Here is a 13,673-nt window from a genome sequence, read left to right as displayed (position 1 = left end):
CGTGACATGGCGACCGACCGGACGATCATGCGGGCCCTGGCCGATCTGGTCGGCGCGATCGGCACCGACGGTTTCGCCGCACGCCTGCTCGACGCGCTGAACGTGCTGGCAGACGTCGACCTCTGCTCGGTGTTCGTCCGCAGCCGGCGCCAGCCCTTGCGGCTGCTGCTGGCCGAGGGACGGCATCCGATCAATGCCGGTTTCCCGATGCGTGCCTCGCTCGACTATATCCGCACCTTCTGGAAATCCGATCGGCGGATCGCGGCGCTTACCCGTTCCGCCGGCAACGCCCCGGTGGTGGTCCGCACCTCGGCCGCCGAGATCGCCGACCCCGCATGGCGCGCCGCCTGCTACGAGCGTGGCGGCGTCGCCGAACGGGTCTCGATCGTCCGCGCGGGCCATCCCGCCTTCGTCGCCAACGGCTATCGGCTGGGCGGCGCCGGGGGCTTCTCGGCGGTCGATCTCGAACGGATCGAAACGCATTCGGGGCTGCTGATGGCCGCGGTCGAGCGCCATGCCCACGCCAGCGCCGCGGGCGGCCCGATGCTGGACGAGGCCGGGCTCGCGCAGTCGCTGCTCGCGCTGCAATGCGGGCTGAGCAATCGGGAAGCGGAGATTTCGGCGGCGATGATGCTGGGCGAGACCCAGGAGGAGATCGCCAGCCGCAAGCAGCTTTCGCACGGCAGCGTCGTCACCTATCGCCGGCGGGCCTATGGCAAGCTGGGTATCGACAACCGGCGCGCGCTGCTGCGGCTGCATCGCCGCCTGATGGCGGGCCTGCCGCCGGGCGCGACGGAGCCGGCGAACGCGCCGAGGGGAGAGGATCGAGGATGACGACGCGCGTGAGGAAGACCCTGTTGGCGGGCGGCATGCTGGTCGCCGCAGCGTGCGTCGCCGCGACCGCGCCGCTTTCGCCCGCGAGGGTCGACCAGGCTCGGATGATCGCCGCCGACCGGTCACCCGGCGAGTGGATGGGGCCTGGCCGCACCTATGACGAGCAGCGCTACAGCCCGCTCGACCAGATCGACGCCGCCAATGTCGCGCGCCTCGGCCTCGCCTGGTATGCGGACCTGCCCGTCGATCGTGGGGTCGAGGCGTCGCCGATCGTGATCGACGGCGTGCTTTACAATATCGAGCCGTGGAACGTCACCGTCGCCTATGACGCGAGGACCGGCAGGGAATTGTGGCGCTTCGATCCCAAGGTCGATCGCGACAAGGGGCGGCTCGCCTGCTGCGACATCGTCAGCCGCGGGCTGGCCGCCTGGAAGGGCAAGATACTGATCGCCACGCTCGACGGCCGTCTGATCGCCATCGATGCGAGGACCGGCAGGCCGGTGTGGAGCGTGAACACGCTCGAACCCGTCTGGCCCTACACGATCACCGGCGCGCCGCGCGTGTTCGACGGCAAGGTGCTGATCGGCAATGCCGGCGCCGAAGGCGCGGCGCGCGGCTATGTCACCGCCTACGACGCGGAGACCGGCAGGCAGCTCTGGCGCTTCCACACGGTGCCCGGCGATCCGGCGAAGGGCCTGGAGAACAAGGCGCTGGAGATGGCCGCCAAGACCTGGAAGGGCGAATGGTGGAAGCGCGGCGGCGGCGGCACGGTGTGGGACTCGATCGTCTATGATCCCAAGCTCGACCTCGTCTATATCGGCGTGGGCAACGGCGGACCCTGGGCACAGCGCTATCGCAGCCCCGGCGGCGGCGACAATCTGTTCCTGTCGTCTATCGTCGCGCTGAAGGCGAAGACCGGCGACTATGTCTGGCACTACCAGACGACACCCGGCGACGAATGGGACTTCACCGCCACCCAGTCGATGATCCTGGCCGACCTGAAGATCGGCGGCCGGATCCGCCAGGTGCTCATGCAGGCGCCCAAGAACGGCTTCTTCTACGTGCTCGACCGGGCGACCGGCGAGCTGATCTCGGCCGAGCCATATGTCGCGATGAACTGGGCCAACGGCATCGACCCGAAAACCGGCCGGCCCAACGTCAATCCCGAGGCGCGCTATGGCGAGGTGCCGGTGCTGCTGACCCCGGGGGCGGGCGGCGGGCACAACTGGAACCCGATGGCCTACAGCCCGAAGACCGGCCTCGCCTATTTTCCGGTGACCGAGATGTACATGGCCTATTCGGTCAATCCCGACTTCAAACAGACGCCGGGGAACATGAGCCAGCTCGCCTTGTCTACGACCGGCTATGAGCTGACCCGCAAGGCCGCCGCCGAATATGCCGCCCAGCACAACAAGACCTGGCTGACCGCCTGGGACCCGGTGGCGCAGAAGGAGCGCTGGCGCATCCCCTATCCGCAGCGCGGCAGCGGCGGGCTGCTCGCGACGGCGGGCAATCTCGTCTTTCAGGGGACGGTCAACGGCACCTTCGCCGCCTATCGCGCCGACACCGGCGACAGGCTGTGGGAAACGCCGGTCCAGCAAGTGCCGATCGCGGCGCCGATCAGCTATATGGTCGACGGCGTCCAATATGTCGCGGTCAACGCCGGCTGGGGCGGCGGCCTCGCCCATTCGACCACGGCCAAGTCGCTCGGCTTCCCGCTCTCGGCGCCGCGCCTGCTGGTCTTTCGGCTGGGCGGCACGGCGAAACTGCCGCCGCTCGCCGACGAGGGAGCCCGCCTGGTCCGCCCCGCCGACAGCAAGGCCGACGCCGCGACCATCGCGCGTGGCGAGAAGCTCTATGCCGACAATTGCGCGACCTGCCATGGCGAGCAGGCGCGCGGCGGGGTGAAGGACCTGCGCCTGATGTCGCCCGCCACCCATGACGAGTTCATGGACATCGTGATCGGCGGCAAGCGGCGCGAGAAAGGCATGGTCAGCTTCGCCGACATCATCAGCCCGGACGACGCCAAGGCGATCCATGCCTGGCTGATCCGTCGCGCCAATCAGGACTGGGACGCCATCGTCGCCAACCAGTAGAACGGCTCACCCCGCAGGGTCGACCTGGAAACCCGAGTCCGATCCGCGAAAACGGAAATGTCCCTCCGCGACCGCACCGATCCAGCGCGCGGTCCGTTCGAAGCCGCCAAAGGGAAAAAGGTGGACCCCGACCGGCGCCAGCGCGTCGATGTCCGGAGTCTCCGCGAGATCGCGCAGCAGCGGATCGGGCGCCGCCTCCGCCAGCAGCCGTGCGATCGAGGCCCCCCGCGCGACGAGCGCCTTGGCCGAGTTTCCCACCCCGCAGATCCGCGCATAGCGCAGCAATGTGCGGATGCTGGCCGGCCCGGCGATGCCGAGCCGCACCGGCACCTCCGGGTGCCGGGCGCGGAAGACCCGCGCCCAGGCCAGGATCGGACCGGAATCGAAGCAGAGCTGGGTGATGACCTCCGCAGTGACACCAAGCGCGCCGATCGCCGCGATCTTGGCGTCGAGCAGCGCCTCCCCGGCCCATGGATGCCCCTCGGGATAGCCGCCTACCGCGATCCGCCGCACCATCGGATGTGCCAGGGCGGGACTGGAGAGCAGGTCGGTGCTCGCCGCGAACGGCCCGCGCGGCTGCTTCGCGTCGCCGCCGATCACCAACAGCTGCGACACGCCCGCTTCACCGCACAACCGCCCGATCAGCCCGGCGAGATGCGCTTCGTCCTCGATCATCCGGGCGGCGATATGCGGCACGGGCACCAGTCCGCGATCGTGCAGGGCGCGGGCGGCGGCGACGCGATCGTCGTCGGCGTCGCGCGGCAGCCAGGTGATCGATACCCGACTGCCCGGCGCGAGCGACGCCGCCGCCGCAAGTGCCGCCCCGTCGCGCGGCGACAGCTCGAAGGAAGCGTCGCGGGCGAAGGCTACGATCCGCTCTCGGACCGGCCAGGCCTCGTCACGCATCGTCGTCGCCATCGGAAAACCGCGCGTCATGGCCGCTCAATGCGCATCGGGCTTGCGGACGATCACATAGCTCTCGTCGTTGAACCACAACTCGCCATTCTTGCGCAGCACCTTGCGCGTCGCATCGAGATAGGCGGGTCCGCTCATCGCCCGCGCGAGCCGCTCGTCGTCGATCTGCGCCACATAGGTCGCGGCATTCCACGCGGCGAGCAGGGTCGAGGTACCGATCGAGGCGGTCTCGCTGTCGATCTCGTCGGGCAGCGTGTGCATCTCGTAGCGGAACAGCGCCTCCGAACTGGTGAGCGGATCGAAGCGGAACCGCTCCGCCTCCTCGCCCAGCGCCTTTCGCGTCGCATCGAGCAGCGCGTAGCGTGAGGTGGTGAACGGGTCCTCCGACGGCCAGACGTGCTGGATGATCTCCAGCCCCGGATCATTGCCCGCCGAATGGATGCCGAGCAGCCGGCCATTGGCGCGCAGCGCGCGGGCCAGCGGGGCGAGCACGCGCTGCGCCTTGAACGCGGTCGGGGCGCTCAGACGAAAGGGCTGGCTGGCGATGACCAGGTCGAAATCGGCGCGCGGACGATCACGCTGCGGGACGATGCCGTCGAGCAGGAAGCCGCAATCCTCGCGATAGAGGATCAGCGTGGTCGGCGTCTCGGGAACCAGGCTGCCGGTCTTCTCCGACACCCGGGTGCGCCAGTTCCGGGCGAGGAAGGGCTGGAGCGCGAGGATCTGGCGCTCGAACTCCGCCGTGGTGTCGCCCTTCAGCGCGACGGCCTTCCACACCATGCGTTCGCGCGCCTCGGGCCTGCCCGGCATCAGCCAGGGCGCCTCGGCATAGGAGATGTTGGTGACGGCCAGCACCGTCTCGGGATGCTCGAAGAAGCGGTCGGGCATCTTGTCGAGTGTCAGGCGGACATCCTCGAGGCTGATCTCCTTGCCCGCGACGTAGAAGGGGAAACGCGGGAAGGCTTCGTGCATCGACCGCATCACCCGCGCGAGCACCGTGCCGTCGCCCATGCCCGCGTCGAAGAAGCGCACCGCCGGCGGCTCCGGCCGAAGCTTCCCGATCTCGCGCGCGACCCGTTCGGCGACCACCCATTTTTCCGAGCAGGTGTTCACGAACATCAGATATTTCTGGCGATTGTCGTAGAAGCGGAAGTCCTGTTCGGATTTCTGCGCGGCCGGAACCTCTTCCCCGTCCCCGGCCTGCTTGACGACCGCAACTGCCATGGCCTGATCCTCATCCGTTTCCGGATGGGATGCGGCCGGATGCGGCCAGGATAAACCACAATCGGTCCCACCCGCCCGGGTGGGACGGACCCCACCGCCGGCCGTCAGTGCGCCAGTGCGACGCGGACGATTTCCTCGTAGATGTCGGCCAGGGCATGGAGGTCGGGGATCGCCACCGCCTCGTCGAGCTTGTGCATCGTCGCGTTGCACAGGCCGAATTCGACGACCGGACACAGTTTCGACAGGAAGCGCGCGTCGGAGGTGCCGCCTGTGGTCGACAGCTCGGGGGTCAGCCCGGTCACCTTCTTGATCGCCGTCGAGATCAGCGCCGAGAAGTCGCCGGGCGGAGTGATGAAGCTCTCGCCCGAGATCACGGCGCGCAGCGTCGCGGCTGGCGCATGCTCGGCGACGGTGCGGCGGACCAGTTCGACCAGGTCGGCGCCGCGATGCTCGTCGTTGAAGCGGATGTTGAGCCGTGCCCGCGCGACGGCGGGGATGACGTTGGTCGCGGCATTGCCGACGTCGACCGTCGTGATCTCCAGGTTCGACGGCTGGAACCAGGCGTTGCCGTCATCGAGGTGGAGCGCCGCGAGCGCGTCGAGCGCCCTGACCAGCGGCGGGATCGGATTGGCGGCGAGGTGCGGATAGGCGACATGGCCCTGCGTCCCCGCATGCTCGATCCACATGTTGACCGATCCGCGCCGGCCGATCTTCACCATGTCGCCGAGCCGGTGGGTAGAGGTCGGCTCGCCGACCAGGCAGAAGTCGGGGCAGAGGCCTCGCGCCTTCATCCAGTCCATCAGCGCGACCGTGCCGAAGGTCGCCGGCCCCTCCTCGTCACCGGTGATGATCAGGCTGATCGTGCCGGGATGGCCCTCCAGCCGCGCCGCGGCGGCGATGAAGGCGGCGATCGCGCCCTTCATGTCGACCGCCCCGCGCCCGTAGAGCAGCTCGCCGCGGACCTCGGGCACGAACGGATCGGTGGTCCATCCGTCGCCGGGCGGCACCACGTCGCTATGCCCGGCAAAGGCGAAATGCGGCCCGCCCTGCCCCCGGATCGCGAACAGGTTCTCGACCGGCCCGTCGGGCGCCTCACCGGCCGCGAAGCGATGGACGGTGAAGCCGATCGATTCCAGCGTCGCCGCGATCACGGCCATCGCCCCGGCATCGGCCGGAGTCACGCTGGGGCAGGCGATCAGGCGCCGGGTCAGGTCGAGGGGGTCGATCATGTTCACCACGGCGCCCGCCTAGCCGCCCCGCGTCGATATGCAAAGGGGAAGCACGGCGTTGTCCGAAATGGCGAGCGCGGGGCTACGCTTTCTCCGCTGCCCGCTCGAACTTCTCGATCACCCAGTTCTCGCCGGCCGCACCGCGGCTCCAGTCGACCATGAAGGGATGGTCCCAGACCGCCGCGCAATAGTCGGAGGCGAGCGAGGGGAGCGGGATCGAGTAGGTGCGGAAGCGGGTGACGACCGGCGCGAACATGATATCGACCGCCCCGAACCCGCCGAACAGATAATCGCCCCCCTGCCCGAAGCGACGCTTCGCCTGGTCCCAGAGCGAGGTGATGCGCTGGACGTCGGCCTCCACCTCCGGCGTCAGCGGCTCGGGCGGATAGACGTGGCGCAGGTTCATGCCGCATTGCGACCGCAGCGCCTGATAACCGGCGTGCATCTCCGACGCCATGGAACGCGCCAGCGCGCGGGCGGCGTCGTCTGCCGGCCAGAAGCGGTCGCGACCGACCTTGTCGGCCAGATAATCGATGATCGCCAGGCTTTCCCAGACAGGCTTGTCATCGTCCCACAGGATCGGCACCTTGCCGTTCGACGGCTCGAATTCGGGCATCTGCCGCCGCTCGGCCCAGCTGTCGTCGTAGAGCGGCGCGACCACCTCCTTGAAGGGCAGCCCCGACTGCCGCGCCGCCAGCCAGCCGCGCAGCGACCAGCTCGAATAGACCTTGTTGCCGATATAGATGCTGAGCGTCATCGGGGCCTCCCATGCATGGATGCCCGCGGCTGTAGAGTGATTTCGAGGCAGATGGAATCATCTGCCGGCTCGGAAATCACGGCGAACAAAGAAAAGCGGACTCGATCCGGTTCAACCTGAACCGGATCGAGTCTAGCCGATCGGCGGTTTCACTTCCACGGAATCGGGATCGGCCGGATCAGGCCCGGATCGCGTCGAGGATCGCCGCGCGCAGCTCGGCCATTCCCATGTCCTTCTCGCTCGATGTGACGAGCAGCCGGGGATGGGCCGCGACATGGGTGCGGGCCTCGGTCGCCGTCCGCTCAGTGACGGCGGCGAGCTCGCTGGCCTTGATCTTGTCGGCCTTGGTCAGGACGAGATGATAGGTCACTGCCGCCTTGTCGAGCATCACCATGATCTCGCGGTCGACGTCCTTGATGCCGTGGCGGCTGTCGATCAGCACCAGCGCGCGGCGCAGCACGACCCGGCCGCGCAGATAGTCGTTCACGACATGGCGCCATTTGCGGACGATGTCCTTGGGCGCCTTGGCGAAGCCGTATCCGGGCATGTCGACGAGACGCAGTGTCGGCACGCCGCCCTCCTCGTCCGCGCCGACATCGAAGAAGTTGAGCTCCTGCGTGCGGCCGGGCGTGTTCGACGTGCGCGCGAGACCGACGCGGTTGGTCAGCCTGTTCAGCAGCGACGACTTGCCGACATTCGACCGCCCGGCGAAGGCCACCTCGGGCGCGACCGGATCGGGCAGATAGCGCAGGTCGGGAGCCGACTTCAGGAACGAGACCGGGCCCGCGAACAGCTTGCGCGCGGGCTCGATCAGCGTCTCGAAGTCGTCGGCCTCGCTCACTTCTTCTTCGCGACGATGGTGGTGGCCGCTGCCGGCACCGGCTCGACCGGATGCTGGCGATAGAGCCACGCCTGCTGCGCGATCGTCAGGAAGTTGGAGGTAACCCAGTAGATCAGCAGGCCGGCCGCGAACGGCGCCATGATGAACATCATGATCCACGGCATCAGCGCGAACACCTGCTTCTGCGCGTCGTCCATCGGCTGCGGGTTGAGCTTGAACTGCAGCCACATCGACACGCCGAGCAGCAACGCCAGCACGCCGATGCCGAGAAAGGCCGGCGGAGTGAAGTCGAGCAGCCCGAACAGGTTGAGGATATGGAGCGGATCGGGCGCCGACAGGTCGCGGATCCACAGCACGAAGGGCTGGTGCCGCATCTCGATCGTCACCATCAGCACCTTGTAGAGCGCATAGAAGACCGGAATCTGGACGAGGATCGGCAGGCAGCCCGCGAGCGGATTGACCTTCTCCTCCTGATAGAGCTTGAGCAGCTCCTGCTGGAGGCGCGGCTTGTCGTCCTTCAGCCGCTCCTGCAGCTCCTTCATCTTCGGCTGGACGCGGCGCATGCCGGCCATCGAGCGGAACTGCTTCTGCGCGATCGGGAACATCAGGCCGCGCACCAGGAAGGTGAGGATGATGATGGCGACGCCAAAATTGCCGACCAGCTTGAACACCTGGTCGAGCACCCAGAAGATCGGCTTCTCGAGTACGCGGAACCAGCCCCAGTCGATCGCACGGCTGAACAGCGGCACGCCCTGCTCATTCTCGTAGCGGTCGAGCAGCGCGACTTCCTTGGCGCCCGCGAAGAAGCGCTGCGAGACCGAGGCGGCCTTGCCCGGCGCGATCACCAGCGCGCGCCCGCTCTCGACCGCCTGATAGACCTGCGGCGCCGTCGACAGGAAGCCCGCGTCGACTGACGCCTTGCTGTCGGGGACCAGCGCGGTCAGCCAATATTTATCGCCGAAGCCGAGCCAGCCGCCGGTGCTGGCGAAACGGATGCCGGGCTGGCCGGCCTCGTCGAGCTTCTTGAAGCTGAGGTCGTAATTGGCCGCGTCGTTGAACACGCCGATCGGACCGGTGTGCAGGGTCCAGCTCGAAGGGTCCTTCGACACGCCGTCCTTCGAGATCAGGCCATAGGGCCGTGCCGCGACGGCGCCCGCGCCGCCATTGACCAGCTTCTGGGTGATCGTGAACATATAGTCGCGATCGACCGCGATGACGGTCTCGAAGCGCTGGCCGCGCGTGTTGGTCCAGCTCAGCGTCACCGGCGTTTCCGGGGTCAGCTTCCCGCCGTTGGCGGTCCAGACGGTGTTGGGCCCCGGCGCGTCGACGCCGTCGCCGGTCCAGCCGAAGCCGGCATAATAGGCTTCGGGCGAGCCGAGCGGCGAGAGCAGGCGGATCGGCGGCGCGTTCTTCGCGACGGTCTCGCGATAGGCCTTGAGCACCAGGTCGTCGATCCGCGCGCCCTTCAGGTTGATCGAGCCGGCGAGCTTGGGCGTGTCGATCGCGACGCGCGGAGTTTCACGCAGCACGGTCGCGCGGGCGCGAATCGCCTTGGGAGCGTCGGCGGCCGGATCGGCGCCGGGCTGGGGAAGAACCTTCTCCTGGCCGCCCTCGATCTTCGTCACCGGCGGCTTGGCAGGCGGGAAGAAGCGGTCACCGAGGAACTGCCATCCGAACAGGACGAGCGCCGACAGGACGATCGCGAGGATCATGTTGCGCTGGTTTTCCACCAAAAACTCCCGGAATTCCTTGGATGATCAGATTGGCGATCAGGGCACCGGATCGAAACCCGACCCACCCCAGGGGTGGCATCGGCAGATCCGGCGGAACCCCAGCCACCCGCCTTTGAGCGCGCCATAGCGCGAGACGGCCTCGATCGTATAGGCCGAACAGCTCGGTACATAGCGACAGGTGGGGGGAAGAACCAGCGACGGACCCATCTGCCAGGCCCTGGCGAGCAGGATGATCAGTCGGGCGATCATCGCGCGGTCTTGCCGAGCGCCTTGAGCAGCTCGGCGCGGAGCTGCGCGAAATCGCGCTCGACCCCGCCGGCGCGACCGATCAGAACATGATCGGCGCCCGTTATTCCCGCAACCGGCAGCAGCTCGCGCGCGAGCGCGCGGAACCGCCGCTTCATGCGGTTGCGGACGACCGCATTGCCGATCTTCTTGGTGACGGTGATACCGAGACGCATGACCGGATCGTCATCGCCCCGGGGCCGGACGAGCAGGACGAAGCCGGGCATGGGCGCCCGCCTGCCGCCATTGGCCGCGAGAAAATCCGCGCGGCGCTGGAGCACCGCGTAGGGAGTCCCGTTCAGGCCGACAGCTTCTTGCGGCCACGCGCGCGGCGGGCCGCCAGCACCTTGCGGCCACCCGGGGTGGCGCTGCGCGAACGGAAGCCGTGGCGCCGCTTGCGGACCAGGTTGCTCGGCTGGAAAGTGCGCTTCATCGTCTCTGCCTCAAATCCAAAACAAAAGGGGCCGCCGAACGATGCGGCAGCCACATATCGGGAGCGCGCTTAGGCAAAAGGGCCGGATGAGTCAATCGCCGGTCGCGTCCGCCGCCGCAGTTTCATGCCATTCGCCCCGGCTCGGTCGACCGAAGCGGGATTTCGTTACGGACGATGGCTCCTTTTCGTTTCACGGACGTTCGGAACGGCGGTGAACATCCGGGAGAGTATGAAATGCGCCCTACCACCCTCTGCATGCTGATGCTGCTGCCCGCGCTGACCGCCTGCGGGTCGAAGACCGAGGAGCGGCTGAAGACGATCGAGGCCCGCCTCGCCAAGGTCGAGCAAGCCGCCGACGCGCACAAGGCGATCACGCTGAAGCCCGGCGCCACCGGCTACAGCATGATCGAAGGCGACATGGGGCGGATCGCCGTCGCGATCGCCAATATCGAGCCCTATGCCAGCGGATCGCGCGTCGTGCTCGACTTCGGCAATCCGACCGCGGCGCGGCTGAGTGGGCTCAAGGCCAAGATCGAATGGGGCTCCAACGACGCCAAGGGCCTGCCGATGGCGGCGACCAATACGCAGTCGCTCCTGTTCACCGCGCCCGAGCCGCTGCCGCCCGGAAGCTGGAAGCAATATACGGTCGACCTCGCCGGCGTGCCGCCGACCCAGCTCGGCTGGGTGCGCGTCTCGGGCTTCGACAGCGGCACGGTCGACCTGCTGAGCCAGTGATGCACGACCCGGCCGTTGCGGCAACGGCGTAACGATTCTAGAACAGTCCGCGAACATCGGGGGCTGGTTGATGGTATCGCATGTCGCGACGGTCGCGTTTCTCGGGCTGGAGGCTCGCGCGGTCGAGGTGCAGGTGCAGGTCGCGCCGGGCATGCCTGCCTTCATCGTCGTCGGCCTGCCCGACAAGGCGGTGGCCGAGAGCCGCGAGCGGGTGCGCGCCGCGCTGTCGGCGATCGGCCTCGCATTGCCGCCCAAGCGGATCACGGTGAACCTCTCGCCCGCCGACCTGCCCAAGGAAGGATCGCATTATGACCTGCCGATCGCGCTGGGCCTGCTCGGTGCGATGGGGGTGATCGATGCCGAGACGCTGGCTGCCTATGTGGTGGTCGGCGAACTCGGGCTCGACGGCCGGGTCGCGCCCGCGCCCGGCGTGCTGCTCGCCGCGCTCCACGCCTCGGAACGCGATCTCGGGCTGGTCTGCCCGGCGGCGCAAGGCCCCGAGGCCGCCTGGGCGGGCTCGATCGAGGTGATCGGCGCCCCCGACCTTCTCTCGCTGATCGGCCATTTCAAGGGCGGCGCGCCGCTGACCCCGCCGTCGCCGGGCAGCGCCGAGGCCCCCGCGCCGCTCGCCGACCTGAAGCAGGTGAAGGGCCAGGAAACCGCCAAGCGCGCGCTGGAGATCGCCGCCGCCGGAGGTCATAACCTGCTGATGAGCGGGCCGCCGGGCGCCGGCAAGTCGCTGATGGCCGCCTGCCTGCCCGGCATCCTTCCCGATCTGACTCCCGCCGAGGCGCTGGAGGTGTCGATGGTCGCTTCGGTCGCGGGCGAATTGCAGGACGGCCGGCTGATCCGCGCCCGCCCGTTCCGCGCGCCGCACCATTCGGCGTCGATGGCGGCGCTGGTCGGCGGCGGGATCAAGGTGCGGCCCGGCGAGGTCAGCCTCGCCCATCTCGGCGTGCTGTTCCTCGACGAACTGCCCGAGTTCCAGCGCGCCGTGCTCGATTCGCTGCGTCAGCCGCTCGAAACCGGCAAGGTCTCGGTCGCGCGCGCCAACGCGCACGTCACCTTCCCGGCGCGGGTCCAGCTCGTGGCGGCGATGAACCCATGTCGCTGCGGCCATATGGACGATCCCGCCCTCGCCTGCTCACGCGCCCCGAAATGCGCGGCCGACTATCAGGCGAAGCTGTCGGGCCCGCTGCTCGACCGCATCGATCTCCATGTCGAGGTCGCCGCGGTCAGCGCCGCCGACCTCGTCCTGCCGCCGCCCGCCGAGGGATCGGCCGAGGTCGCCGCGCGCGTCGCCGCCGCGCGCGCGATCCAGACCGAGCGCTATGCGGCCCACGGCGCCCGCACCAACGCCGAGGCCGACGGCGAACTGCTCGACGCGGTCGCCGCTCCCGACGATGCCGGTCGCAAGCTGCTCGCCCAGGCCGCCGAAGCGATGCGCCTCTCGGCGCGCGGCTATCACCGTGTCCTGCGGGTCAGCCGGACCGTGGCCGACCTCGCGGGATCGGAAACGGTGCAGCGCGTCCATATCGCCGAGGCTCTGAGCTATCGGCGTCGGGCGCCGACGAATTGAATATCGCGACGCCTATGTTACCATGCACTGATCATGTAACACAGGAGATCGGCGGCATGGGCGAGGCCACATTCACTTTCCGGGTCGATGAAGCGCTGAAAAGCGCCTTTGCCGATGCCGCCAAGTCGCATGATCGCACGGGCGCGCAGCTCATTCGGGATTTCATGCGCGATTATGTCGCCAGCCAACGCGAGGCGGCCGAATATGAGGACTGGTTCCGACAGCAGGTTCAACTCGGCGTGGAGTCGGCCGATGCCGGGCGTTTGATATCAGCGACGGACGTGGAAGCGAAGTTCGCGGCGCGCCGCGCTGCGACGCTGCGGCGGATCACCGGCTCTGAATGAAAGCCATCTACTGGACCCATGAAGCGATTCAGGATCGCGATGACATCTATGACAGTATAGAGGCGAACAACCCGGCCGCCGCGGCGACGCTCGACGAACTGTTCGAAGCCAAATCAGCACCCTTGGACAGGCATCCGGCGCTGGGCCGGCCCGGGCGGGTGGCACGCGCGAGTTGACGGTCCATCCAATTACATTCTGATCTATGATGTCGGCCGGGACAGGATCCGAATTCTCCGCGTGCTCCATGCGCGCCGGCAGTGGCCCTCTCGAAATTGAGGGCGATTACTGTTCGCTTCGGCAAAGGCACCGCTCATCCCTGGGACGACAGCTTCATCAGCACGAGCCCGCTGACGATCAGCAGCGCAGCCGCGATCCGCATCGCGCTCGCCTGCTCGCCCAGCACCATGATGCCGACCAGGAAGGCGCCGACCGCGCCGATGCCGGTCCAGATCGTATAGGCGGTGCCGAGCGGCAGCGACCGCATCGACCAGGACAGCAGCGCGAAGCTGGCGATCATCGCGACGATGGTGATGGCGGCAGGCACCGGGCGCGTGAAGCCTTCGGACTGCTTCATGAAGAAGGCCCAGACGACCTCCAGTCCACCGGCGACGATCAGAAACACCCAGGCCATGGCAGCCTCCTTCTTCAAAGGGCTGCCGGGCCGTCCC

General features: G+C 68.1%; 15 protein-coding genes and 1 pseudogene. 6 read left to right on the top strand and 10 right to left on the bottom strand.

Annotation, left to right across the window (positions count from 1 at the left end; all coding sequences use genetic code 11):
• The first annotated feature begins 6 nt into the window (after nucleotides 1–6).
• Together B5X82_RS04395 and B5X82_RS04390 are read left to right on the top strand one after the other, a co-directional pair.
• The gene (locus B5X82_RS04395; RefSeq protein ID WP_079646898.1) at nucleotides 7–834 is read left to right on the top strand and encodes a helix-turn-helix transcriptional regulator; all 828 of its coding nucleotides are present in this window, start codon (nucleotides 7–9) and stop codon (nucleotides 832–834) included.
• Nucleotides 831–2,930, top strand: coding sequence for a PQQ-dependent dehydrogenase, methanol/ethanol family (locus B5X82_RS04390; protein WP_079646896.1), 2,100 nt, complete (start codon nucleotides 831–833; stop codon nucleotides 2,928–2,930). The genes B5X82_RS04395 and B5X82_RS04390 overlap by 4 nt, the downstream gene beginning before the upstream one ends.
• A 6-nt stretch (nucleotides 2,931–2,936) precedes the next feature.
• Here B5X82_RS04390 and B5X82_RS04385 read toward each other — a convergent pair whose 3' ends face one another.
• The 9 genes from B5X82_RS04385 to rpmH all read right to left on the bottom strand — a co-directional run bounded on the left by B5X82_RS04385 (nucleotide 2,937) and on the right by rpmH (nucleotide 10,347).
• The gene (locus B5X82_RS04385; RefSeq protein WP_079646894.1) at nucleotides 2,937–3,866 is read right to left on the bottom strand and encodes a methylenetetrahydrofolate reductase; all 930 of its coding nucleotides are present in this window, start codon (nucleotides 3,864–3,866) and stop codon (nucleotides 2,937–2,939) included.
• 6 nt (nucleotides 3,867–3,872) lie between these two features.
• The gene (locus tag B5X82_RS04380) at nucleotides 3,873–5,069 is read right to left on the bottom strand and encodes a hypothetical protein (RefSeq protein WP_079646892.1); all 1,197 of its coding nucleotides are present in this window, start codon (nucleotides 5,067–5,069) and stop codon (nucleotides 3,873–3,875) included.
• A gap of 104 nt (nucleotides 5,070–5,173) precedes the next feature.
• Entirely contained in the window at nucleotides 5,174–6,298 is a 1,125-nt protein-coding gene (dapE, locus tag B5X82_RS04375) for a succinyl-diaminopimelate desuccinylase (protein ID WP_079647320.1), read from the bottom strand.
• An 82-nt stretch (nucleotides 6,299–6,380) separates the two neighbouring features.
• Complete coding sequence (locus tag B5X82_RS04370; protein WP_079646890.1) at nucleotides 6,381–7,055, bottom strand: glutathione S-transferase family protein; 675 nt, start codon at nucleotides 7,053–7,055, stop codon at nucleotides 6,381–6,383.
• Nucleotides 7,056–7,233: 178 nt separating this feature from the next.
• Nucleotides 7,234–7,896 carry a ribosome biogenesis GTP-binding protein YihA/YsxC gene (gene yihA / locus B5X82_RS04365; RefSeq protein ID WP_079646888.1) on the bottom strand — a complete coding sequence of 221 codons (663 nt, stop codon included), beginning with the start codon at nucleotides 7,894–7,896 and terminating at the stop codon, nucleotides 7,234–7,236.
• Nucleotides 7,893–9,626 (bottom strand): membrane protein insertase YidC, encoded by a 1,734-nt coding sequence (gene yidC, locus B5X82_RS04360; RefSeq protein WP_079646886.1) that lies wholly within the window; start codon nucleotides 9,624–9,626, stop codon nucleotides 7,893–7,895. The genes yihA and yidC overlap by 4 nt, the downstream gene beginning before the upstream one ends.
• 39 nt (nucleotides 9,627–9,665) lie before the next feature.
• Nucleotides 9,666–9,878 carry a membrane protein insertion efficiency factor YidD gene (yidD, locus tag B5X82_RS04355; RefSeq protein ID WP_047167823.1) on the bottom strand — a complete coding sequence of 71 codons (213 nt, stop codon included), beginning with the start codon at nucleotides 9,876–9,878 and terminating at the stop codon, nucleotides 9,666–9,668.
• Nucleotides 9,875–10,195, bottom strand: coding sequence for a ribonuclease P protein component (gene rnpA, locus B5X82_RS04350; RefSeq protein ID WP_079646884.1), 321 nt, complete (start codon nucleotides 10,193–10,195; stop codon nucleotides 9,875–9,877). The genes yidD and rnpA overlap by 4 nt, the downstream gene beginning before the upstream one ends.
• A gap of 17 nt (nucleotides 10,196–10,212) precedes the next feature.
• On the bottom strand, nucleotides 10,213–10,347 hold the full coding sequence (rpmH, locus tag B5X82_RS04345) for a 50S ribosomal protein L34 (protein ID WP_012049799.1): 135 nt from the start codon (nucleotides 10,345–10,347) through the stop codon (nucleotides 10,213–10,215).
• A gap of 234 nt (nucleotides 10,348–10,581) precedes the next feature.
• Between rpmH and B5X82_RS04340 the strand changes: the two genes are divergently transcribed.
• The 4 genes and pseudogenes from B5X82_RS04340 to B5X82_RS27320 all read left to right on the top strand — a co-directional run bounded on the left by B5X82_RS04340 (nucleotide 10,582) and on the right by B5X82_RS27320 (nucleotide 13,281).
• Entirely contained in the window at nucleotides 10,582–11,082 is a 501-nt protein-coding gene (locus B5X82_RS04340; RefSeq protein WP_079646882.1) for a DUF3251 domain-containing protein, read from the top strand.
• A gap of 70 nt (nucleotides 11,083–11,152) precedes the next feature.
• Entirely contained in the window at nucleotides 11,153–12,661 is a 1,509-nt protein-coding gene (locus B5X82_RS04335) for a YifB family Mg chelatase-like AAA ATPase (protein WP_079646880.1), read from the top strand.
• 56 nt (nucleotides 12,662–12,717) lie between these two features.
• Entirely contained in the window at nucleotides 12,718–13,005 is a 288-nt protein-coding gene (locus B5X82_RS04330; RefSeq protein WP_079646878.1) for a CopG family ribbon-helix-helix protein, read from the top strand.
• A pseudogene (locus B5X82_RS27320) lies at nucleotides 13,002–13,281 on the top strand (type II toxin-antitoxin system RelE/ParE family toxin). Before B5X82_RS04330 ends, B5X82_RS27320 begins: the two are co-directional and overlap by 4 nt.
• A 34-nt stretch (nucleotides 13,282–13,315) precedes the next feature.
• Here the strand turns inward: B5X82_RS27320 and B5X82_RS04320 are convergent.
• On the bottom strand, nucleotides 13,316–13,636 hold the full coding sequence (locus B5X82_RS04320; protein ID WP_079646876.1) for a DMT family transporter: 321 nt from the start codon (nucleotides 13,634–13,636) through the stop codon (nucleotides 13,316–13,318).
• Nucleotides 13,637–13,673: the final 37 nt, after the last annotated feature.

Origin of the sequence: Rhizorhabdus histidinilytica (assembly GCF_900167915.1) — a bacterium.
GTDB classification, from domain to species: domain Bacteria; phylum Pseudomonadota; class Alphaproteobacteria; order Sphingomonadales; family Sphingomonadaceae; genus Rhizorhabdus; species Rhizorhabdus histidinilytica.
This window is presented reverse-complemented; position numbering and strand designations above follow the sequence as displayed.

Coding starts and splice junctions, on each gene's coding strand:
- B5X82_RS04395 (WP_079646898.1), top strand. CDS start 7: ATGGCGACCGACCGGACGATCATGCGGGCCCTGGCCGATCTGGTCGGC.
- B5X82_RS04390 (WP_079646896.1), top strand. CDS start 831: ATGACGACGCGCGTGAGGAAGACCCTGTTGGCGGGCGGCATGCTGGTC.
- B5X82_RS04385 (WP_079646894.1), bottom strand. CDS start 3,866: ATGACGCGCGGTTTTCCGATGGCGACGACGATGCGTGACGAGGCCTGG.
- B5X82_RS04380 (WP_079646892.1), bottom strand. CDS start 5,069: ATGGCAGTTGCGGTCGTCAAGCAGGCCGGGGACGGGGAAGAGGTTCCG.
- dapE (WP_079647320.1), bottom strand. CDS start 6,298: ATGATCGACCCCCTCGACCTGACCCGGCGCCTGATCGCCTGCCCCAGC.
- B5X82_RS04370 (WP_079646890.1), bottom strand. CDS start 7,055: ATGACGCTCAGCATCTATATCGGCAACAAGGTCTATTCGAGCTGGTCG.
- yidD (WP_047167823.1), bottom strand. CDS start 9,878: ATGATCGCCCGACTGATCATCCTGCTCGCCAGGGCCTGGCAGATGGGT.
- rpmH (WP_012049799.1), bottom strand. CDS start 10,347: ATGAAGCGCACTTTCCAGCCGAGCAACCTGGTCCGCAAGCGGCGCCAC.
- B5X82_RS04340 (WP_079646882.1), top strand. CDS start 10,582: ATGCGCCCTACCACCCTCTGCATGCTGATGCTGCTGCCCGCGCTGACC.
- B5X82_RS04335 (WP_079646880.1), top strand. CDS start 11,153: ATGGTATCGCATGTCGCGACGGTCGCGTTTCTCGGGCTGGAGGCTCGC.
- B5X82_RS04330 (WP_079646878.1), top strand. CDS start 12,718: ATGGGCGAGGCCACATTCACTTTCCGGGTCGATGAAGCGCTGAAAAGC.
- B5X82_RS04320 (WP_079646876.1), bottom strand. CDS start 13,636: ATGGCCTGGGTGTTTCTGATCGTCGCCGGTGGACTGGAGGTCGTCTGG.